This is a genomic window from Paraburkholderia sp. A1BS-2L (assembly GCF_051125205.1).
Lineage (GTDB): Bacteria > Pseudomonadota > Gammaproteobacteria > Burkholderiales > Burkholderiaceae > Paraburkholderia.
Genome location: NZ_CP120429.1, coordinates 1,604,809 through 1,626,429 on the forward strand (window position 1 = coordinate 1,604,809; position 21,621 = coordinate 1,626,429).

Annotated in this window: 15 protein-coding genes; 8 read left to right on the forward strand and 7 right to left on the reverse strand. The window is 67.3% G+C overall.

The features are described from left to right. Nucleotides 1–58: 58 nt before the first annotated feature. The 3 genes from glgB to P5W98_RS22040 are packed head-to-tail and all read right to left on the reverse strand — an operon-like array spanning nucleotide 59 to nucleotide 9,283. Nucleotides 59–2,281, reverse strand: a complete 2,223-nt coding sequence (gene glgB, locus P5W98_RS22030; protein ID WP_421025984.1) for a 1,4-alpha-glucan branching protein GlgB — start codon at nucleotides 2,279–2,281, stop codon at nucleotides 59–61. Beyond that, entirely contained in the window at nucleotides 2,274–5,750 is a 3,477-nt protein-coding gene (gene treS, locus P5W98_RS22035) for a maltose alpha-D-glucosyltransferase (RefSeq protein ID WP_421025983.1), read from the reverse strand. The genes glgB and treS overlap by 8 nt, the downstream gene beginning before the upstream one ends. Further along, nucleotides 5,747–9,283 (reverse strand): maltotransferase domain-containing protein, encoded by a 3,537-nt coding sequence (locus tag P5W98_RS22040; RefSeq protein WP_421025982.1) that lies wholly within the window; start codon nucleotides 9,281–9,283, stop codon nucleotides 5,747–5,749. Before P5W98_RS22040 ends, treS begins: the two co-directional genes overlap by 4 nt. A 482-nt stretch (nucleotides 9,284–9,765) precedes the next feature. Here P5W98_RS22040 and P5W98_RS22045 point away from each other — a divergent pair, with 482 nt between their 5' ends. From P5W98_RS22045 to P5W98_RS22065, 5 genes are all read left to right on the forward strand, one after another. Beyond that, the gene (locus tag P5W98_RS22045) at nucleotides 9,766–10,452 is read left to right on the forward strand and encodes a sugar dehydrogenase complex small subunit (RefSeq protein WP_421025981.1); all 687 of its coding nucleotides are present in this window, start codon (nucleotides 9,766–9,768) and stop codon (nucleotides 10,450–10,452) included. Nucleotides 10,453–10,468: 16 nt separating this feature from the next. Beyond that, nucleotides 10,469–12,073, forward strand: a complete 1,605-nt coding sequence (locus P5W98_RS22050) for a GMC family oxidoreductase (protein ID WP_421025980.1) — start codon at nucleotides 10,469–10,471, stop codon at nucleotides 12,071–12,073. 17 nt (nucleotides 12,074–12,090) lie between these two features. Beyond that, on the forward strand, nucleotides 12,091–13,512 hold the full coding sequence (locus P5W98_RS22055) for a c-type cytochrome (RefSeq protein WP_421027035.1): 1,422 nt from the start codon (nucleotides 12,091–12,093) through the stop codon (nucleotides 13,510–13,512). Nucleotides 13,513–13,594: 82 nt separating this feature from the next. Further along, nucleotides 13,595–14,338, forward strand: a complete 744-nt coding sequence (locus P5W98_RS22060) for a metallophosphoesterase (RefSeq protein WP_421025979.1) — start codon at nucleotides 13,595–13,597, stop codon at nucleotides 14,336–14,338. A gap of 132 nt (nucleotides 14,339–14,470) precedes the next feature. Next, nucleotides 14,471–14,950: a hypothetical protein gene (locus P5W98_RS22065; protein ID WP_421025978.1), complete on the forward strand. Its 480-nt coding sequence runs from the start codon at nucleotides 14,471–14,473 to the stop codon at nucleotides 14,948–14,950. 41 nt (nucleotides 14,951–14,991) lie between these two features. Here P5W98_RS22065 and P5W98_RS22070 read toward each other — a convergent pair whose 3' ends face one another. Beyond that, complete coding sequence (locus tag P5W98_RS22070) at nucleotides 14,992–15,855, reverse strand: LysR family transcriptional regulator (RefSeq protein ID WP_421025977.1); 864 nt, start codon at nucleotides 15,853–15,855, stop codon at nucleotides 14,992–14,994. A 117-nt stretch (nucleotides 15,856–15,972) separates the two neighbouring features. Between P5W98_RS22070 and P5W98_RS22075 the strand changes: the two genes are divergently transcribed. After that, entirely contained in the window at nucleotides 15,973–16,356 is a 384-nt protein-coding gene (locus P5W98_RS22075; RefSeq protein ID WP_421025976.1) for a tautomerase family protein, read from the forward strand. A 6-nt stretch (nucleotides 16,357–16,362) separates the two neighbouring features. Here the strand turns inward: P5W98_RS22075 and ppk2 are convergent, their stop codons facing one another. Together ppk2 and P5W98_RS22085 are read right to left on the reverse strand one after the other, a co-directional pair. Continuing rightward, on the reverse strand, nucleotides 16,363–17,481 hold the full coding sequence (gene ppk2, locus P5W98_RS22080; protein WP_421027034.1) for a polyphosphate kinase 2: 1,119 nt from the start codon (nucleotides 17,479–17,481) through the stop codon (nucleotides 16,363–16,365). A gap of 122 nt (nucleotides 17,482–17,603) precedes the next feature. Then, the gene (locus P5W98_RS22085) at nucleotides 17,604–17,822 is read right to left on the reverse strand and encodes a YdcH family protein (RefSeq protein ID WP_421025975.1); all 219 of its coding nucleotides are present in this window, start codon (nucleotides 17,820–17,822) and stop codon (nucleotides 17,604–17,606) included. Between the two features lie 289 nt (nucleotides 17,823–18,111). Between P5W98_RS22085 and P5W98_RS22090 the strand changes: the two genes are divergently transcribed. Both P5W98_RS22090 and P5W98_RS22095 read left to right on the forward strand, forming a co-directional pair. Next, complete coding sequence (locus tag P5W98_RS22090) at nucleotides 18,112–19,713, forward strand: CHAD domain-containing protein (RefSeq protein ID WP_421025974.1); 1,602 nt, start codon at nucleotides 18,112–18,114, stop codon at nucleotides 19,711–19,713. A gap of 83 nt (nucleotides 19,714–19,796) precedes the next feature. Next, on the forward strand, nucleotides 19,797–20,741 hold the full coding sequence (locus P5W98_RS22095; RefSeq protein ID WP_421025973.1) for a TOBE domain-containing protein: 945 nt from the start codon (nucleotides 19,797–19,799) through the stop codon (nucleotides 20,739–20,741). Between the two features lie 62 nt (nucleotides 20,742–20,803). Here the strand turns inward: P5W98_RS22095 and P5W98_RS22100 are convergent, their stop codons facing one another. Continuing rightward, on the reverse strand, nucleotides 20,804–21,514 hold the full coding sequence (locus tag P5W98_RS22100; RefSeq protein WP_421025972.1) for a phosphatase PAP2 family protein: 711 nt from the start codon (nucleotides 21,512–21,514) through the stop codon (nucleotides 20,804–20,806). Nucleotides 21,515–21,621 lie beyond the last annotated feature (107 nt).

Genomic DNA, 21,621 nt, shown 5'->3' on the forward strand with positions numbered 1-21,621 from the left:
TTCTTGTATTGCATCGGATTCCTGATGGTCTTGTGGCGGCCGCGGCGCGTGCAAAGGATTAGCGGCGCAAGCGCAGTATCAGCGTGCCGAGCGGCGGCAGCACGAGGGCTGCCGATTGCGGCTTGCCGTGACTTTGCACGGGCTCCGTGCATACGAGGCCCCCGTTGCCCATGTTCGAGCCGCCGTAGATGCCGGCGTCGGTGTTGAGCGCTTCCTCCCATTCGCCGGGCTGCGGCATGCCGATCCGGTAGCCGTGGCGCGGTACTGGCGTGAAGTTGCAGACCACCACGATCTCGCGGCCCGAGCCGTCCACGCGCCGCCACGCGAGCACGCTGTTTTCGGTGTCGTCGGAGACGAGCCATTCGAAGCCGCCCGGTTCCGCGTCGAGCATGTGGAGCGCAGGCTCGTCTGCGTAGAGCCGGTTGAGGTCGCGCACCAGCGTTTGCACGCCGCGGTGCAGCGGGTCGTCGAGCAGGTCCCAGTGCGGCGTGCCGTCGTGGTCGAACTCCGCCATCTGCCCGAACTCGCCGCCCATGAACAGCAGCTTCTTGCCCGGGTGCGCCCACATGAAGCCGACGTACGCGCGCAGGTTCGCAAAGCGCTGCCAGCGGTCGCCGGGCATCTTGCCGAGCAGCGACCCCTTGCCGTGCACGACTTCGTCGTGCGAGAGCGGCAGCACGAAGCGCTCGGACCATGCATAGACCATAGCAAAGGTCATTTCGTGATGGCGATAGCGCCGATACACCGGATCTTCGTGCATGTAATGGAGCGTGTCGTGCATCCAGCCCATGTTCCACTTGAACTGGAAGCCGAGGCCGCCGTCCTCGGGGCGCGCTGTCACGCCGGGCCAGGCCGTCGATTCCTCTGCGATGGTGATCACGCCGGGGCGCTGCGGCACGTACTGCGTTTCGTGATTGAGGCGCTTGAGGAAGGCGATCGATTCGAGATTCTCGCGGCCGCCATGGATGTTCGGCACCCATTCGCCGGGCGCGCGAGAATAGTCGCGGTAGAGCATCGAAGCGACGGCATCGACGCGCAGGCCGTCGACGTGATAGCGCATCAGCCACGCGAGTCCCGAAGCGATCAGGAACGCGCTCACCTCGCGACGGCCGAGGTTGTAGATCATCGTGTTCCAGTCGGGGTGATAGCCCTCGCGTGGGTCCGCGTGCTCGTAGAGCGCGGTGCCGTCGAAGTCGATCAGGCCGTGCGCATCGTTCGGGAAATGTGCGGGCACCCAGTCGAGGATCACGCCTAGCCCGGCCTCGTGCGCGCGATCCACGAAGGCCGCGAAGTCGAGCGGCGAGCCGAGGCGAGCCGTGGGCGCGAATTGCGACAGCGGCTGATAGCCCCACGAGCCGCCGAACGGGTGCTCGGCGATGGGCAGCAGCTCGAGATGCGTGAAGCCCATGCCTTGCGCGTAGGGAATCAGGCGCTCCGCGAGCGCCTGCCAGTCGGGCGAGGGGGTGGGCGCATCTGCGCCATGCGTGGGGAGCCACGAGGGCGCATGCACTTCATAGATCGACATGGCCGCGCGCGCGCTTTGTTTTTGCGCGCGTGTTTGCAGCCATTCGCCGTCGCGCCAAGCGAAACCGTCGAGCGCGTCCACTGGCGCGACCACCGAAGCCGTGGCAGGCGGCGCTTCGGTCTGGAACGCGCACGGATCGGCCTTCAATGGCAGCACCTCGCCGCGCGCGCCGAGGATCTCGTACTTGTAGCGCGCGCCGGCGGCCAAGCGCGGAATGAACAGTTCCCATACGCCGGCTTCGTGGCGCAGCCGCATCGGATGGCGGCGTCCGTCCCACGCGTCGAAGTCGCCCACCACGGAAACGCGCTGTGCATTCGGCGCCCATACCGCGAAGCGCACGCCGGGCACGTCCTCGCAGGTCAGCGGCCGTGCGCCGAGGCATTCGAGCACCGCGTAGGGATCGCCGTCGGCGAGCCGGTGCAGCGCGTCTTGCGCAAGCTGCGGGCCGAATGAGTAGGGATCCTCTGTTTCCTGCGTGACGCCGTGCCAGTCGATTTCAAGCCGGTACGGCACAGCCTGCGTGAGCGGCCCGGCGAAGAGTCCTGCGGGATGCACGAGCGCGAGTTCTGCAAGCGTCTGCGCGCGGTCGCGCGCGAGCACGCGTACCTGCGCCGCGTTCGGCAGCCATGCACGCACGTACGGCGCGTCATCGACCCAGTGCAGCCCGAGCAGCGCGAATGGATCGGCGTGGCGGCCCGCGAGGAGCGCGTCGATGTCGTGCTGATACAGGCCGGCGTCCGGTTTGCGTTCAGCCATGTCCGCTTCCTCCCGCGTGCGGGTGCGTGTGGGTTGGCGCTTGCGCGGGCGCGAGGCCGAGCACGCGGTTCGCGATCGCGGCAAGCCCGCGGATCGGCAGCGCGAGCCAGCTGGGCCGGTTGGCCGCCTCATAGCGGATTTCGTAGGCGGCCTTCTCGATCAGGAACAGGTCGAGCAGCGCCTGCTCGTGGGTGGCGCTCACGAGCGCGAGCGGGGCTTGCGAGACGGCCGCGCGATACTGGCTCAGGAACGTCTCGGCCGCATGGTTGCGAAAACGTTCGAACAGCGCGTGCTTGCGCTCGGCAATCCGCTGCGGGGCGCTTTCGGTGGTCGACTGGGCCGCCGCGCCCGCATACGAGAGCGAGCGCAGCAGGCCCGCGACGTCGCGCAGCGCGCACTGCTTCGCACGGCGGTATTCGAGCGAGCGCGCGGGCTCGCCTTCGAAGTCGATCAAATAGGCGTCCCCTTGCGAGATCAGCACCTGGCCGAGATGGAAATCGCCGTGAATGCGGATGCGCAGTGTCGACGCGTCGAGCGGCACGAGCTCGTCGATCTTCGCCATCAGTTGCTCGCGGTGTTCGACCAGACTGCGTGCGAGCTCGCGCGCGTCGTCGTCGAGCGTGTGAACTTTCTCGCCAGTATGCTGCGCGACGATGTCGAGCGCCTCGGCCAGCATCTTTTTCGTATCGGCGATCCACTGGCCCACGTCTTCGCGCGTCGCGGCTTCGGGCGTGAAAGCCGGGTCGTCATTCGGCGCGGCGAGTATGGCGTGCAGCTCGCCCAGACGCTTGCCGATCGCACCGATCACCGACGCATAGTTCTGCATCACTTCTTCTTCATGCGCCTGGTCGCCGGTGTCGCCGTCGTCGGCGGCGAGCGCGAGGTCGTCGACGGTGCGGCGCAGATAATCGAGCGCCCAGTCCCACGCATTGCCCTGGTTGTCGATATAGCCTTGCAGGATCGCGAGCGTATGCGGCACGCCCTGCGGATCCACGCGCACCACTTCGCCGTAGAGCGGCGCGGTGTTCGCGTAGCCGTGCTGCGTGAGGTAACGGCTCATTTCCGCTTCGGGATGCACGCCGGCGATCAGGCGGCGCACGAGCTTGAGCACGATGGTTTCCGCCACGATCAGCGAGCTGTTGCTCTGCTCGGCGGCGAGCCAGCGGACTTCGGGCGCTTCGCCCAAATCGATCTCGTCGAGCCGGTCGGTGGGCTCGAAGCGGATCGTGCTGCCCTGCACCGTGGGCACGGCTGCGTGCTCGCGCAGCTTGCGCAGCACGCCATGGGCGAACCATGGCAGCGAGAACGCGTCGGTGAGGTAGCCGATCGTGCGCCCGCGCCGCACGCGCGAGAGCGCGAGCTGGATATGCAGCGGCGTGGTGGTGTCCGCGCCCCAGGTGATGGCGATGGGCAGCACGTAGCGCTCGCTCGTGCCGTCGGCGAGTTCGGCCTCGATCTCGGTGAAGGCGAAGCCGGCGCCGTGAATGGTCGTGAGCGCGGCGAGCCGCACGGCGCGCAGCGCCTTGTCCTTCGAGGCGAACCAGCGCCGCCGCGACAGCCATGAGGGCAGCACCTCGGATTCGAGCAGGCGCACGTTCTCGGGCGTGGCCCCGGTCTGGCCTTCGCGAATCACGACGGTCACGAATTCAGGCAACTGCTCGGAAGTCGGCTGGCTCCACGAGGGCCGCTGATCGCCCGGGCACAGCAGGAACCACAGGAAGCCGTAGGGCGGGAACGTGAGCAGATAGGGCAGCTGGCCGACGGGCGGGAACACCGAATCGGCGGTCATTTCCACGGGCGCTGCGCCTGCGAATTCGGAGAGATCGAGCTCGACCGCCTGCGGCGCGCGCGAGAGATTCGCCACGCACAGGATCGAGGGCTCGCCCGGCATCTCGCGCAGATACGCCAGGATCTTGCGATTGGCGGGGCGCAGGAAGCGGATCGAGCCGCGCCCGAACGCCTGATTCGCGCGGCGCGTGGCGAGCATGCGGCGCGTCCAGTTGAGTAGCGAATGCGGGTCGCGCGTTTGCGCCTCCACGTTGATGGCGTCGTAGCCATAGAGCGAGCCCATCAGCGGCGGCAGCACCAGTTGCTCGGGGTCGGCGCGCGAGAAGCCGCCGTTGCGGTCGGACGACCACTGCATCGGCGTGCGCACGCCGTCGCGGTCGCCGAGGTGAATGTTGTCGCCCATGCCGAGCTCATCGCCGTAATAGATCACGGGTGTGCCCGGCATTGAGAGCAGCAGCGAGTTGATGAGCTCGATGCGGCGGCGGTCGCGCTCCATGAGCGGCGCGAGGCGCCGCCGTATGCCCAGATTCAGGCGCGCGCGCCGGTCGCTCGCATAGGTGTTCCAGAGATAGTCCCGTTCGGAGTCCGTAACCATTTCGAGCGTGAGCTCGTCGTGGTTGCGCAGGAACACGGCCCACTGGCAGCTCGGCAGCAGATCCGGGGTCTGCTTCATGATGTCGATGATCGGGAAGCGGTCTTCGCTCGCAATCGCCATATACAGGCGCGGCATCAGCGGGAAGTGGAACGCCATATGGCATTCGTCTTCCTGGCCGAAGTACTCCTGCACGTCCTCGGGCCACTGGTTCGCCTCGGCCAGCAGCATGCGGTTCGGGTAATGCTCGTCGATGGTCGCGCGAATCTGCTTGAGGACCGAGTGCGTCTCGGGCAGGTTCTCGTTGTTGGTGCCTTCGCGCTCGACGAGGTAGGGCACCGCATCGAGGCGCAGCCCGTCGATGCCCATGTCGAGCCAGAAGCGCATCACGTGCAGCACTTCGCGCAGCACGGCCGGGTTGTCGAAATTGAGGTCGGGCTGGTGCGAGTAGAAGCGGTGCCAGTAGTAGGCGCCCGCGACGGGGTCGTGGGTCCAGTTCGACGGCTCGGTGTCGATGAAGATGATGCGGGTTCCCTGGTACTTCTGATCGGTGTCCGACCACACGTAGTAGTTGCGGTGGTTCGAGCCGGGCTTCGCGCGCCGCGCGCGCTGGAACCACGGGTGCTGGTCCGAGGTGTGATTGATGACGAGCTCGGTAATCACGCGGATGCCGCGCGCGTGCGCTTCCTGAATGAAGCGGCGCACGTCGGCGAGCTGGCCGTAGTCGGGGTGCACGTTGCGGTAGTCGGCGATGTCATAGCCATCGTCGCGGCGCGGCGAAGGATAGAACGGCAGCAGCCAGATCGCCGTCACGCCCAGGCCCGCGATGTAGTCGAGCTTCGCGAGCAAGCCCGGGAAGTCGCCTACGCCGTCGTTGTTCGAGTCGTAGAACGACTTCACATGCACCTGGTAGATGATCGCGTCCTTGTACCAGAGCGGATCGTCGGAAAGCTGCGAGGGTTTGCCGCGCTTTTGCGTGCCATGGCGCTCGTGCTCCGCATGAGCGTCGGCCTCGGTGGCGGTCGGGTCATGCGTGAGCGGCGCTTCTGCGTGCGGCGGCGTCTCGTGGGAGGCGGGATCGCGTTTCATGTCGCTCCTCCGGGCGGGAAGTCCTGGTCCAGTTCGGGGTGACCTTCGATATGCGGCTCGTCTGCCGTCTCCAGGGTTGGGGTTTCGCGCGGCAGTCCGTCGATGGGCGCGATGCGCCAGATCGCGAACGGCCGCGCGTGCGGATCGAGCCGCACATGCTGCCAGCGGCCTTGCCATTCGAAGCGCTCGCCCGTGATTTCGTCGACCACGGCAAGGCGCGCCCGATCGTCGATCTGCCAGTGCTGGAAGGTCGACCACGAAAGCTCGAAGTCGGCGCCTTGCTCGGCGTGGGGGTCGAGGTTGATCGCCACCACGACCACGTTATCGCGCGCGGGCGTGGCTTTCTCGAAGCACAGCATGGCTTCGTTGCGCGCGGGCAGGAACGTGATGCCCAGATGCGTCTGCAGCGCGGGATTTGCGCGGCGGATGCGGTTGAGCGCGGTGATCTCCGGCACGATGTTGCCGGGCCGGTCCCAGTCCCAGGCGCGCAGCTGGTACTTTTCGGAGTCCAGATATTCTTCGCTGTTGGGCAATGCGCGCGCCTCGCAGAGTTCGAAGCCGCTATAGACGCCCCACAGGCCCGAGAGCAGCGAGGCCAGCGCCGCGCGGATCAGATGGCTCGAACGCGCGCCGCTTTGCAGATAGCGCGGATTGATGTCGGGCGTGTTGACGAAGAAGTTGGGCCGGTAGAAGTCGCGCACCGCCGTCTGTGTGAGCTCGGTGAGGTAGTCGATGAAATCGCGCCGGGACTCGCGCCACGTGAAGTACGTGTACGACTGCGAAAAGCCGATCTTGGCGAGCCGATACATCAGGCGCGGGCGCGTGAAGGCTTCGGAGAGAAAGATCACGTCGGGATGCCGCGCGCGCACGTCGGCGATCATCCATTCCCAGAACGGCAGCGGCTTGGTATGCGGATTGTCCACGCGGAAGATGCGCACGCCGTGGTTCACCCAGAACAGGATCGCATCGCGCAGCGCGAGCCAGAGGTCGGGCTTCGCATCGTGCGCGTAGAACTCGGGGTTCACGATGTCCTGGTACTTCTTTGGCGGATTTTCCGCGTAGCGCAGCGTGCCGTCGGGCCGCCACGCGAACCAGCCCGGATGCGCCTTGAGCCACGGATGATCGGGCGAGCACTGGATCGCGAAATCGAGCGCGATTTCGAGGCCGTTCCGATGCGCGGCGCTTACCATGCGGCGGAAGTCGTCGAGCGTGCCGAGCTGCGGATGCACGGCGGTGTGGCCGCCTTCGGCCGCGCCGATCGCGTAGGGGCTGCCCACGTCGCCGGGCTGCGCGGTGAGCGCGTTGTTGCGGCCCTTGCGGTTCGCGAGCCCGATCGGATGAATGGGCGGGAAGTACAGCACGTCGAAACCCATCTCGCGGATGCGCGGCATCTTGGCGATCACGTCGTCGAAGGTGCCGTGGCGCGTTTCGTCGTCGCTCATCGAGCGCGGAAAGATCTCGTACCAGCTTGCGTAGCGCGCGGCGCCACGTTCGGCGTCCACGCGTTGCACCTGGGCGTCGCGCGCGAGGAACGGGCGATGACGGGCCGCGCGCACGGCGGCGGCCGTGGCGGGCGCGGCGAGCATCGCGCAACGCGTATCCGTGTCGGCGCTGATAAAGCGCTTCACGAGCGCATCGAGAGCATCGTGCGCATGCGCGAGGCCGCCTGGTTCGTTCTCGCCCGAGGTTCGCGCCGTCGCGAGCACGAGTGCGAGCAGGCGGCTCGCTTCTTCGAGCTCGAGATCCACGGGCTGATGGGCCGCACGCTTTTTCTGCAGATGATCGGCGAGCGAGGCGAAATCGTCGCGCCACGCGATCACGACGAATTCGTAGCGGCCCACGCGTTCGAGCGGAAAGTGGCCGCTCCATAGATCGGTGCCGGCGGGCGGCAGCGGCGTCATCGGGGCTTCGTGCCACGCGGTTTCGTCGGCGGCGCGCCAGAGGACGGCGGCGTCGATGCGGTCGTGGCCTTCGGCGAAGATCGCCGCGCGCACTTCGCAGCGCTCGCCCACCACGCGCTTCGCGACGAAGCGGCCATGATCGACCGAGGGCTGCACGCTCTCGATGGCGAGGCGCGGCGCGGCGATCGCTTCGAGCACGCTCCTGTGGCCGCTCGTGGGCGACTTCGCGAGATCCTCGGGCGGCGCGAGCGTGACCATCGGGCTCGCGAGCGCGCCGAACATCCAGCAAGCGCCCGCGGGCAGTGCGAAGGTTTCGGGCACGGCGCTCGCGTCGTGAGGCGCGCTCGTGCGCGCGCCGCGCAGCGTCTGCGCGTCGAGCGGCGTGAAACGCGTGAAGTTGCCGGGCACGCCGTCGAGCAGATGCGCCATGTTCACGCGCACGGGCGCATCGAGCGAAGGATTGACGAGCGTGAGCAGCGCTTCGCCGGACTCGCGCAGATCGGCGTGGTCGCCGCGCAGCAGCGCGGCCACGGGCGCGCCGGGGCCGTTGAGCGCACGCAGTTCGCCGTTGGTCTGGAGCGTCCAGGTTTCGCGCTGCAATGCGTTGGCATGCGCGATATCGGCGCTGAGGTCGAACGGCGCGCGCTTTTTCGCGGCTTCCCATGCGTGCGCGTCCAGCGTTTGCGTGTCGTGGCGGATCGCATCGTCGATGCCGTATTCGAAGCCCATCGGCACGAGCCAGCCCGTGCCGAGCGAGGCCGCCGCGCGCAGCATGCGGCTGCAGGCGCGCTCGACGGTGCGCATGTCCAACGCCGCGCCGCCTTCCCGGTCGCGCAGCTCATGAATGAGGCGCGGGCCATACGGTGCCTCGGGAAACGCGATGGGCGAGCCCACGCGCCGCATGACCGCGTGCTCCTCGGCGAGCCAGCTCGACGAGAAATCCCACCAGCGCAGCGACGTGAACGCGGCGTCGAAGCCGGCATGCTCGAGTTGCGCGAGTTCGTCGCGCGCGAGGCCTGGCGTGGCCGCGAGCCAGTGTGTTTGCGGATGGCTCGCGCGCACCGCGTCGAAGATCGCGCGCAGCACGTTGGCCGGCACCCGATGCGGCGAATCGATGCGAAAACCGCCGATGCCTGCATCGGCGAGACGACTCGCGAGTTGCGCCCACCACACCGCGAGCGGCGCACCCGCGCGCGCGAAGTCGGCATAGGCGACGTTGGCGTCGCGATGGCCATGGCGCGGATCGAGCCGCGCGTCTTCGGGCTCGAACGGATGGAACCATTCGGGATGCGCGGTGTGGAGCGCGCCATGGGCAGCGGTGCGGTCGAGCGTGAGGTCCGCGAGCAGCGTGATGCCGCGCGAGCGCGCGGTGGACGCGAGCAGGCGCAGCGTCTCGTCCATGCGCTCGTGCGTGCCGAAGGCGGGATGCAAGCGGGTATGGTCGGCGACGATGCGGTCATCGCCCGTGGCGCCCGACGTTGCGACGCCCGGCGCGAACAAGGCGCCGATCAGAACATGGTCGAAGCCTAGCGAGGCGGCGTGCGCGAATTGCGCGGGCCACGCGTCGAGCGCTCCGACCAGGACGGAATGAACGAAATAGATCCGCGGCGCATAGGCGTGGGGAGCTTCCATCGGTCTTATCCAGATTCGTCGGGCGACGTGGATGCAAAGCCGATGTAACACCGGATGCGATCACGTTGCCCGTGGGCTGCCGGAGCGAACCGCACAAGCCATGCGAGCGGCACGCCCTGTTCAGAGTAGTGCAAGAGCCGGCCGGAACCAAACAGGAGCCAGACAGAAATCCGCCGGAACCAGGCACGGGGGAGATCCAGCAAGGCGTATGCCCGAGGCCGCCGCTCGACCGGTTGGCCGCCACCACGCAGGCTCGTCGGCCGCGTGTTATGCCGGGCATCGCAACGCACGGTTTGTCGAACCGGGTCAGGAAACGCTATATTGCAGGCGCAGCGCGTCATCCGTACCTTTCATGCGTGGATCGGTCCGGTACGCGCATGTTTGGACAAGATTGCAAACTTTTCCCGTATGCATCGTCGCCGGCATTGGCGGCAAGTGTGTAGCCCCGCTCGCGCGGGATAGACCCTTCGTCTGGAGTATCCATGACCGATGTGACGCAGAACGGGACCGTTCATTTGCCCCATGCTCGTGCATCGCGCGATCGGCGCATCGCACGCCCTGGCCGGCGCCGGTTCGTGACCGGCGCGTGCGCTGCCGCCGCGACGCTCGCTTTCGCGCTGGCCGGCCGGCGTGGCGCGCAGTATGCCTTCGGTATTGCCGATGCAGCGGCGGCCGGTTCAGCCAGCGCGCCCGATGCCGGTGTGCCCGCTGCCGGTATGCCCGCGGACAGCGGCTACCAGGCCTTCATCGCACTCTCTCAGTCCCTTACCGGCCGCACGCGCTTCGACGCCGTGCTCGGCCAGCGCATTCACGCTGCGCTTGCGCGCGCGAGCAGCACGTTCGAGCAGAACGTCGGCGCGCTCAACACGTGGATCAAGGGGCACGGCGGCGTGCCCTCGGACACCGTCACGGCCGCGCTCAGGATCGATCGGCCAGAGCTTGCGGCGACCGTCGGCGACATCGTGCGCGCGTGGTATCTCGGGCTCGTGGGCGACATGCCGAAGGTGCAGGTGGTGGCCTACGAGAAAGCCTTGATGTTCGATCCGGTCAGCGACGTGCTGACGATCCCGTCGTATTGCCGCGACGTGCCGTTCTACTGGACAACGAAACCCGCTGACATGCCGGCCGCCACGGTGGCAGCGCTGTCCTCCGCATCGGCCAGGCCGTAGGCAACGAGGGACGACAATGGCGATCAAGCATTCTGCCGACGTGGTCGTGGTCGGCTCCGGTGTGGCGGGCAGTCTGGTTGCGTACCAGATGGCGCAAGCGGGCGCATCGGTGATCCTGCTCGAAGCGGGGCCGCGTCTAGCGCGCTGGCAGATCGTCGAGAACTTCCGCAACTCGCCGGCCAAAGCCGACTTCGCGACGCCGTATCCTTCGATGCCTTATGCGCCGCATCCGCAGTACTCGCCGCCCAACGACTACCTCGTGCAGAAGGGCGACCATCCCTACAACTCGCAATACTTGCGGCTCGTGGGCGGCACCACGTGGCACTGGGCGGCGGCGGCCTGGCGTCTCTTGCCCGCCGACTTCCGCCTGAAGACGCAGTACGGCGTGGGCCGCGACTGGCCGTATCCGTACGAGACGCTCGAGCCCTGGTATCTGGCCGCCGAAATCGAGTTGGGCGTCTCGGGCCCGGACCCGGCGCGGCACGACCTCGGCTCGCCGCGCGCGAAGCCCTATCCGATGGACATGCTGCCGCTCTCGTACATGGATCAGCGCTTCAGCGACGTGCTCAATGCGAACGGCTTTCACGTGGTGCCCGAGCCGGTGGCGCGCAACAGCCGTCCTTACGATGCGCGCCCGACTTGCTGCGGCAACAACAATTGCATGCCGATCTGCCCGATTGCGGCGATGTACGGCGGCATCGTCCACGCCGACAAGGCCGAACGCGCGGGCGCCCAGCTCATCGCCGAGGCGGTGGTGTATCGCATCGAGGCCGACAACAAAGGCCTCGTCACGGCCGTGCACTACAAGGACCCGCACGGCAACAGCACGCGCGTGACGGGCAAGCTTTTCGTGCTGGCCGCCAACGGCATCGAGACGCCCAAGCTCATGCTGATGTCCACGAGCGACGCGTTCGCGCACGGCATCGGCAATCGCTCGGACCAGGTGGGCCGCAACCTCATGGATCATCCGGGCACAGGCGTCACGTTCCTCGCCAACGAGCCGCTGTGGCCGGGGCGCGGGCCGATGGAGATGACCTCGGTGGTGAACTTCCGCGACGGCGCATTCCGTTCCGAGTACGCCGCCAAGAAGCTGCATCTCTCGAACGGCGTGGCCACGCCGGCCGTGACTGCCGCGCTCATCAAGAACGGCTTGACGGGCGCGGAGCTCGATCGTGAGATCCGTGACCGCGCCGCGCGCACGCTGACCATCAACAGCTTCCACGAGCATTTGCCCGAGCCGCAAAACCGCGTGCTGCCATCGAGTGAGCACAAGGATGCGCTTGGCATCCCGCAGCCCGAGATCCATTACTCGATCAACGACTACGTGAAGAAGAGCGCCGCCAACACGCACGATCTCTACGCGAAGATCGCCGAGCTTTTCGGTGGCACGGAGATCGCCTTCGACGACACTTTCGCGCCCAACAATCACATCATGGGCACGACGATCATGGGCACGAACCCGGCCGATTCGGTGGTCGATGCCGACAGCCGCACGCACGACCATTCGAACCTGTTCGTCGCCGGCAGTGCGGTGATGCCGACGGCTGCCTCGGTGAACTGCACGCTGACCATTGCCGCGCTGGCGCTCAAGCTGGCCGACAAGCTGCGCCGCGAGCTGTGAGGCGACAGAGACCGATGATGAACGCAAGCAAGCCTCCCGCCGATCGCCCCCATCACACTCCGCGCGCCGATCGTGCTCATCGCGCCCAACGTGCGCGCGCCACGCTGGCGGCGATGCTGTTCTGCGGGTTTGCGCTTTACATGGCGTGGCACGCCGCGCATGACGGCGAGACACGCGGCGTCGACGAAATGCTGCTGCCGACCGCGCGCGGCGAAGGCCCGGCGGCCCCCGACGACGCCGCGGCGCGCCCGGAGCTCGTCAAGCGCGGCGAGTACCTCGCGCGTATGGGCGACTGTGCCGCGTGCCACACCGCCGACGCGAGCCGGCCCTTCGCGGGCGGCCGCGCGATCAGCACGCCGTTCGGCAAGCTCTACACGCCCAACATCACGCCCGATCCCGATACCGGCATCGGCCAATGGACCGACTCCGATTTCATGCGCGCGATGCACGAGGGCGTTGGCAAGGCCGGTGAGCGCCTCTATCCCGCGTTTCCCTACGTGGAGTTCACGCGCCTGACGGAGCAGGATGTGCTCGCGATCCGCGCGTACCTGAACACGCTCGCGCCGATCCGTTACAAGCCGCCCGCCAACGAGCTGGGGTTCCCGTTCAACCAGCGCTGGCTGCTGGTGTTCTGGAATCTGTTCAATTTCGACGAAGGCCGCTTCGTGCCCGATCCGAAAAAGAGCGCCGAATACAACCGGGGCGCTTATCTGGTCGAAGGGCTCGCGCATTGCGAGGAGTGCCACACGCCGCGCAATTTCATGCAGGGCCTGAAAACGGGCGAGCGCCTCTCGGGCGCGACGCAGGCGGGCTGGCAGGCGTACAACATCACGCCGGACCGCGCGGCCGGCATCGGCGGTTGGAGCGACGAGGCGCTCGTGAGCTATCTCGTCACCGGCGTGGCCGCCGGCCACGCGAACGCCGCCGGGCCGATGGCCGAGGTCGTGCAGAACTCCACGCAGTACCTGAGCGCCGAGGACCAGCGCTCGATCACCGCTTATTTGCGCGGGCAACGGCCGGTAGCGGGCGGCGTGACGCGCTCGCGCGATTCGTTCGGCAAGCCCGCCAACGACGACGTCACCGCACTGCGTGGCGCCACCATCACGAGCGTGAACGGGGCGCAGCTATTCGTGGCGAACTGCGCGAGCTGCCACAACTGGACCGGCGCGGGCGTGGGCGCGAGCGCGCCGCTCGCCTATCCATCGCTCATCCACAACAGCGTGACGGGCGCGCCGAGCCCGAGCAACCTGACGATGACGATCCTGCACGGCGTGCGACGCCAGACCCGGGGCGCCGACGTGCTGATGCCGGCATTCGGCGACGCGCTGAGCAACGACCAGGTCGCGGCGATTGCGAACTACGTGACGAGGCAGTTCGGCGACCCTCGGGCGAGCATCACGCCGGACGAGGTGGCGGCGCTGCGCGCGCAACCGCAATGACGCGCGGCGGCTGTGCGAAAACCGCTCGCGAAACGATCATTGGCCCGCATACGCTGCGGACACGCAGCGCTATGATGAAGCGATGACCCCCACTCTTGCTCCTGTCGTCCAGCATCACGCTGCCAATGCGGCCGGTCGCGATTTCGTGATCGGCGACCTGCACGGCTGCGTGGATGCCTTGCGTTATCTGCTCCACCAAGTCGGATTCGACGGCACGCGCGACCGCCTGTTTTCGGTGGGCGATCTCGTCGATCGCGGCGATCAGTGCGAGGAAGCGCTCTCGCTGCTCGACAAGCCCTGGTTCCACGCCGTGCTCGGCAATCACGAAGACATGTTGTGCGCGGTCGCGCAAGGACGGCTCGCGCGGTTCCGCTGGTACGGCATCGGCGGGGGCTGGGCGCAGGGGCTGCCCGACCACGTGCTGGCCGCGCACGCGCGGCGGTTGCGCGAGCTGCCGCTCGTGCGCGTGGTGGGCGAGGGCGCGACGCGCTTTAACGTGCTGCACGCGGAATTCTTCGGCGACGACGCCGCACTCGACGCCGGCCAGTTCGATGCCGAAGTGCGCGAGCGCATGCTGTGGGGGCGCGAGCTGGCGCTGAATACGGCCATGCATCCACCACCCGCGCATGCCGCGCTTTCGCTGACCTATTGCGGGCACACGCCCATGCGCGAGCTGCGCCAGATTGGCTCGCAGATGTTCATCGACACCGGGGCGTTCATTCCCGAGGGGCGTCTCACGATGGTCGAGGCGCTCACGTCCAGGCGCTGGTCGATCTCCGTGCAGGCGGCGCGCGCGATGGGCGCGGCCGCGATGGCGCTGCCTTGAGGGCTGTCCGCTGACGGCTTTCCGTTCTCGCTTTCCGTTCTCTTTTCGTGCCGGATTTTTACCAATTTTGGTTCGATATAATCGCGAGCCGATCCGGCGGGACCGGAACGGTTATTCGAGAGAGGGGGCGGCGTGCGGGCAGTGGCGGTGATGGTCGCGGCATGGTGGATATCGACGTCGATGGCATGGGCCGTCGCGCCGGCGGTGACGCAGCACGGCAGACCGGGCGGCGGCACGACGGCGCGCGGGCAGGCCGCGAAGGCGGGGAAGCAGGCCGAGACCGGGGCGCAGCATGGCGCGAAGCACGCGAAGGGTGCCGCAAGTGCATCACACGCGGCACGATCCGGGAATTCCAGGAAGCCAACGAAGACCGCGAAGGCAGCCCATGCCCAGCGTCACGGCAAAACCCCGACTAAGTCGGCGGCGCACCGTGCGTCGGGGGCCTCGCAACAGGCGAATAGCGCTCGCGCGCATCCGTCCAGATCGGCCACGCCGGCCAAGCCTGCCGTGGCGCATCCGGCGTCGAATCACAAGCTGATGGTCGATATGCGCTCAGCCCAGTCGCGGCGCGCGATTCCGCAGCCGCACGAACTTCCGCCGATCTTGAGCTGATTCACGCAGCCATCCCGGCTTTCATTCCCCCGCAGCACCCTTCAAGCAGCGCCAAGGCTCGAGGCAAGCAACTGCAGCGTTGCTGCCGACCGCGGCTCGCGCACGCGCGAATGCAGCGTCACCCGCGAGGCCGGCAATGGCGGCAGCGCGTGCCTCGCGCCAACGTCGACGAGCCCTCGCGGCGCTACGCGCCGTGCGAGCGCGGATACGGCAAGCCCTGCCTCCAGCGCGGCGCCCACTGCTGCCACGCCGCCGCCCACGAACACCTCCTGCCATGCGATGCCAGCCGCATCGAGTGCGCCGATCGCTGCCGCACGGACCGCGCACGGTCCCGCGAGCAGGGCGAGCGGCAGCGGCGTGCCCGGCTCCCAGCGCCATTCGGGCGCGGCGAGCCAGACCAGCGGCTCGTCGAAGAGCGGGCGTGCGTTGCCGCGCGACGCCGCGTCGGCTTCATAGCCGGCTTCCTGGCGCACGATCACGGCGTCGAGCCGGCGCTCGTCGAACTGCGCGAGCAACTGCGCTGAAAGCCCGAGATGCAGCGCGATCACGAGGCCCGGATCGTGATCGCGCAGGAGCGCGAGTTGGCGGGGGAGCTGCGCGTCGGCGACATGCTCGCTCAACCCCAGCGAGAGACGTCGCGAGTCGCCCGCGAGCGTGCCGAGCGCGCGCTCATGCGCGCCGAGCAACTCGCGCGCCGCACCGAGAAATGCGCGTCCATCCGGCGAGAGCCGCACGACGCGCGGCGTGCGCTCGAGCAATTGCCGGCCGAGATGGGCTTCGAGCCGCTTGAGCTTGAGGCTCACGGCGGATTGGGTGGTATCGAGCGCATCGGCGGCGCGCGTGAAGCTGTGCAGTTCGGCGACCAGGACGAACGCGCGCACGGCATCGAGATCGAGGGTTTTCATTTCAAATGAAAATAAATAAAATATTCAGCGATATATTTTCATTATGATACGACCGGCCTAAGCTGTTGTCATGGCCCATCAATCACGGGTCATCCAACTACGCTGAAGGAGCTCGACATGCCGTTCACCCGAATCGCCGTACGCGCGGGCAAGCCCGCGGCCTATCGAAAGGCGCTCATGCAGGGCGTGCACCTCGCGCTCATGGAAGTGTTCAATGCGCCGGAGGACGATCAGTTCATGATCGTCACTGAACACGATGCCAACAATTTCGTCTTTGGACGGCACTACCTGGGCATCGAACGCAGCGACGATCTCGTGATCATCCAGATCGCCGTGAGCAATACGCGCGGGCAGGATCAGAAGAAGGCGCTATTCGCGCAGATCGCCGAAAACCTCGCGCGCGACCCGGGCGTGCGGCGCGAGGATGTGTTCGTCAATCTCGTGGATGTCGCGCGCGAGAACTGGTCGTTCGGCAATGGAATCGCCCAGTACGCGACTTGAACCCGCTCAAAGCGCGCGGCTCACCAGCAGCGGGTCGATCGGTCCGATCGCGGCCGTATCGCGGCGCGCATAAGGCAGCTTGTGCAGAACGTAGCGCATGGCGTTCAGTCGTGCGCGCTTCTTGCAATCGGAGCGCACCACGGTCCAGGGGGCGTCGGCGGTGTCGGTCTGGGAAAACATCGCCTCTTTGGCCTGCGTGTATTCGTCCCATTTGTCGAGCGAGGCGAGGTCGACAGGGCTCAGCTTCCACTGTTTGAGTGGATGCGCGCTGCGCTCCTTGAAGCGCCGGCGCTGCTCGGCGCAGCTCACCGAGAACCAGAATTTGATGAGGTGGATGCCGCTGCGGATCAACTGGCGCTCGAACTCCGGTGCCTGCTGCATGAATTCCGCGTACTCCTCGGGCGAGCAAAAGCCCATGACGCGCTCGACGCCTGCGCGGTTGTACCAGGAGCGATCGAACAGCACGATCTCGCCCGCCGAAGGCAAGTGCTGCACATAACGCTGGAAGTACCACTGGCCGCGCTCGACCTCGGTGGGCTTCTCCAGCGCCACGACGCGCGCGCCGCGCGGGTTCAGGTGCTCCATGAAGCGCTTGATCGTGCCGCCCTTGCCCGCGGCGTCGCGCCCCTCGAAGACGATGACCACCCGCTGCCCGGTCTCGCGCACCCACGCCTGAAGCTTCAACAACTCGACCTGCAGCCGGTACTTCTGCCGCTCGTACGCCCGCCGCGACATCAGGTTGCGGTAGGGATACTCGCCGTCGCGCCAGCCCGGCGCGAGCTCTTCGTCGGGATGGCGTGGGCGCGTCTTGCGCCAGTCCGACGGATTGCCTTCGAGGATGAGGCTGCGCAATTGCGCGGCTTCATCGGGTGACAGGCCTTTCATGAGCGCGGCGACCGAATCGAACAGCGAAGCGGGTGATTCGCCCGGCGCCGCGCCGCTGGCGGCGACGAGGTCATGCATCGCCTCCGCAATGACTTCGGAGGCTGCTTCGACAGCGTCGTTGACGGCGTGCAACTCGGCGCTGCGCGCGGTGAGCTCGGTCTGATAGGCGGACGTGTCGTGCTCGCGAGGCGGGGTTTGAGTGTCGGGCGAGGGACTCGGGGAGGCAGGGGGAGTGACCATCTTGGGCATGGGAGTGGTTTTCGCTACTTATTTGCTACGGCGGCTGTGCCGTGGCTGAGGGGTGCCACGGCGCCGCATCGCGCGCAGCGCCATGCGGCACGTTCCGGCGTTGGCGCCGATGCTTAGACGCTTTCGGCCTTGCGCAGGATCTGGTAGAGCGAATCCTTGAGCTGCAACTTCTCTTTCTTGAGTTGCTCGATGGCCATGCCGTTCGCGGGGACGATGCCCGCTTCCATGTTCTTGATTTGCTGATCCAGTGCGTTGTGGCGATGGAAAAGCCGTGCGAAATGATCGTCGTCCGTTTTGAGGCGCGAGATCAGGTCTCTGAATTCTGGGAACACTCAACACTCCTTACAGAAGTACGACACACCGGGCCGATGTGTAAGCGTTCATTTTTCCACTTCCGCCAGGCTACGGTTTTGATCGTGGTCATTCGGACCAAGTGGGTGCGGGCAGGCCCCTGTCGGGCTGGCTCATATCGGGCTGCTCCCGAGAGCGCCGGTGCGATCGGGCGTGTACTATCGAGTGCAGCGGGCTCATTATTGCCAGCGCTGTTTCAGATTGATCTCACCCCAACTCTTTGCCGTTTTCACCGCTTTGTGCCGCCCCACCGACCCCCTCGGAGCGTTCATGAACCGCGTACTGGAAATCGTGCTGGATGTCGTGAGCGTCACGCCGCAAGCCTCGACCGAGGCCGTTGTCCCGCCCGGGCAGACTCCATCCGATTTCGCGGCGGCCATGCGTGCGGTTTTGCCGCAACTCGTGCCGCAGCTCGTGCCTCAAACCGAGGCTGGCGAGCCGGTTGCGACCGTCATGTTCGACGGGGCCGGCGCGCTTGCGCGGGCGGGCTGGCGCGTCGGCGTCGAGACGTGCGGCGGCGCGCATTGTGTCGTCGTTTCCAGCCGGCGCTCCTGGACGCCGGGCATCGTCGTTGTCGAACCGATATTCACGGCGTGCCTCGACACCAACGGTCTTGATGCCGCTCTCGTCGATGCCGCACCCGAGCCATTTCGCGAGGTGCTCGCGGCAGCCGGGCCGCTCGAACCGTCGGCGTCGCTGTCGGCGCTGCGCAGCCGCTGGCACTGGCCGCGCGATGGCGTCGATGTGGAGATCGTGCTCGATGCCGATGCTGGCGCGCCGCAGGATGCGCTCGCAGGCCTGCACGAACTGCGCGTGAGCGTGCCGTGGACCGGGGGCGAAGACGCCGCGCCGCTCGTCGATGCGTTGTTCGCCTGCGCGTACGAACTGGCCGGGGCGCTCCCCGCGTTTGTACGCCTGAGCGATGCGCTCGAACGCGCGGCGGCCGGCAGTATGGCCGGCACCGCTTGTGCGGTGCGCGCGGAGCCGGTCGATCTGGGCGGCGCGTGCACCGCCGCTGAGGCGCTGGTGGCAATCGGCGCCAACATCAGCGCGCACTGGTTCGGTAACGACTGGGGCGTGCGCGATTCGACGAGCAGGGCCAATGCAGTGAGCACCGAGTTCATTCATCAGATGCGGGTGGCGCAGCGGCGCCTGCGCACCGCGATGCGGATCTTTTCGCATTGTCAGGATGAGACGTGGTGTGAGCGCATCAAGCCCGAGCTCGACTGGCTTGGCGGGCTGCTTGGCGAGGCGCGCGACCGCGATGTGTTCGTCGAAGCCACGCTGCCCGCGCTCGCCGCCGCCGACGACGAGCCCGCGCGCTGGCGCGCCGTGCTCGACGAGGCAGAGGCGCAGCGGCTCGTGGCGCGTGCGCGGTTGCGCGAGGCCCTGGCGGCGCCGCGCTATGCGCACGTCGCGCTCGCATGGCTGCAGTGGCTGGAGGCGCTCGCACGCAGGTCGCGCGCCGACGCCGCCGACGCTCGCGCCTTGCATCGGCATGCTAACAAACGTGTGCGCCGCTACTATCAGCAGCTTGCGCAGGCGCAAAAGCTCACCGCCATCGACGATGCGGGCCGCCATCGTGTGCGGATCAACGCGAAGCACCTGCGTTACACGCTCGAGTTTTTCACCTCTATCGCCTCGCGCCGCACGCGCGAGGACACGGTGCGCACGCTCACGCGCCTTCAGGGCGTGCTGGGCGACGGCAACGATGCCGCCGTGGCATTGCGCTATCTCGAGCGCATGGATGCAGAACCCTATCAGCTCGGTTTCGCACGCGGATGGTGCGAGGCGATGAAGCGTTATACGGCGAAAGAGGGCGAACGGCTCCTGCGCGAATTGCATCCGCCGAAGATCACGCGCGCCGTTTGAATCGAGCTCGAACGCGGCGTATTTCGCGCGTCCCCGTCTCTATAATCGTCGTCATCGTTTGCAATCGGTCCAGGCACTGCCCAATGACGACTCTTCCCTCGACTTCTTCCCCGCGCGGCGTGGCCGTTGCCGATCAAAGCGCCGGCGCGGAAGCGGCCGCACTGGGCGTGGGCGGCTCGGTCTGGTTTCAGGCCGGCCCGCAGGTGCTGGGCGGCGCGGCCCGCATTGCACTGTTGGCGGCGATTCGCGAAACCGGCTCGATCACCGGCGCCGCCAAGGCGGTCGGCATGAGCTACAAGGGCGCATGGGATGCCATCGACGCCATGAACAATCTAGCTGGCGAACCGCTCGTGGTGCGCGCGACGGGCGGCAAGGGCGGCGGCGGGACCACGCTCACGCCGCGCGCGCAACGCCTCATCGCCACGTTCGGCGCGATCGAGCGCGAGCATCGGCATTTTCTCGCGCACGCCGCCCTGGCGGTACGCGCCCTTGGCGGCGAAGCGCACGGGGAAGCCGACGCGGACACGGCGGGCAGCCTCGGCAACGATCTCGCCGTGCTCGGACGCTTTGCGCTGCGCACGAGCGCGCGCAATCAGCTCTACGGCACCATCACGGCGCTGGCGCGCGGGGCCGTCAACGACGAAGTCTCGATCGCGCTGCCGGGCGGACAGCAGCTTGTTGCAGTCGTCACGCGCGAAAGCGCCGAGGCGCTGGGGCTCGCGGTGGGCGGGGCGGTGGTGGCGCTCGTCAAGGCCTCGTCAGTCGTGCTGGTGGCGGGCGGGGCGCTGGCGTCGGGACATTCATCCGATTGCGCGGCGCGGCTTTCGGCGCGCAACCGCTTGAGCGGCGTGGTGAGCAGCGTGCGCCGCGGCGAGGTCAATGCGGAGGTCGTGCTGGAGTTGCCCGGCGGCACGGTGATTGCGGCCGTGGTGACGGATGCGAGCGTCGATGCGCTCGGCCTCGAAGCGGGCGCGAGCACGACGGCGGTGTTCAAGGCGTCGAGCGTGCTGCTTGGGGTAGGCGGCTGACCAACATGTTCAGCCCCGCGGGCGGCCGCAAGCGGCATCGCTGTGCCCGGAACGCGCGGTGTTCAAGCGTGCTGGCGGCGCGTGGGCGCGAGCGTGTTGCGGGTTTGCGAAACCGGCGCGGTGATCGTGCCCGGCTTGCGCACCGGCCGGTTGGCCTTCCACTTGGCGCGGATATAGGGTTGATCGTGCCCCGAAACAGTGAGCGCGAGATTCGTTACCCAACGGTGGGTGGGCACGCGCACGTCGTGCAAGCCAAAAGTGAGCGCCGCGAGGCTGAGTGCGACCACGGCCGCCGATAGCCGGCCCGATTGCGCTTCCCACCAGTAGCGCACGAACACGAGCGCCGTGAGTGCGCCCACGATGCAGCCCGTGACGGCTTCCGACGGCGAATGGGCCTCGAGCACGACGCGCGAGCATCCGACTGCGATGCCGATGGCCAGCCCGATGACGACGCCTGCGGCGCGGGCTGCAGGCCGCACGCCTTGCAGCATCAGGAAAAACGCCACCGGATAGACGGCCGTGGACAGCATGGCATGTCCGCTCAGACCCGTGAAATCGTAAGACCGCACGCCGACGCCCCAGCCGAGAAAGGCGATTTTGGTGAGCGTGACGAGACAAATTGCCGCGCCAAGCAGCAGCAGCCAGCTTGCTGCCATGCGCCAGGAATAGCCCGTCACGAGCCATAACGCGATGGCGAGCGCGAGTGGCAGTGTGAGGCCCGCGCTGCCGAGGTTGGTGATCGAATACCAGAGGTGGAGCGGTAAATCAGGCATGACTTGGCGCCGCTGGGGCGCGTTCCAAAAGCATCGTTTGATTGGCGCCCGGGCGCCCCGATGGGGCGGCAGGAGCATCGTCGGATCTTCCAGTATAGCGGTGTTCG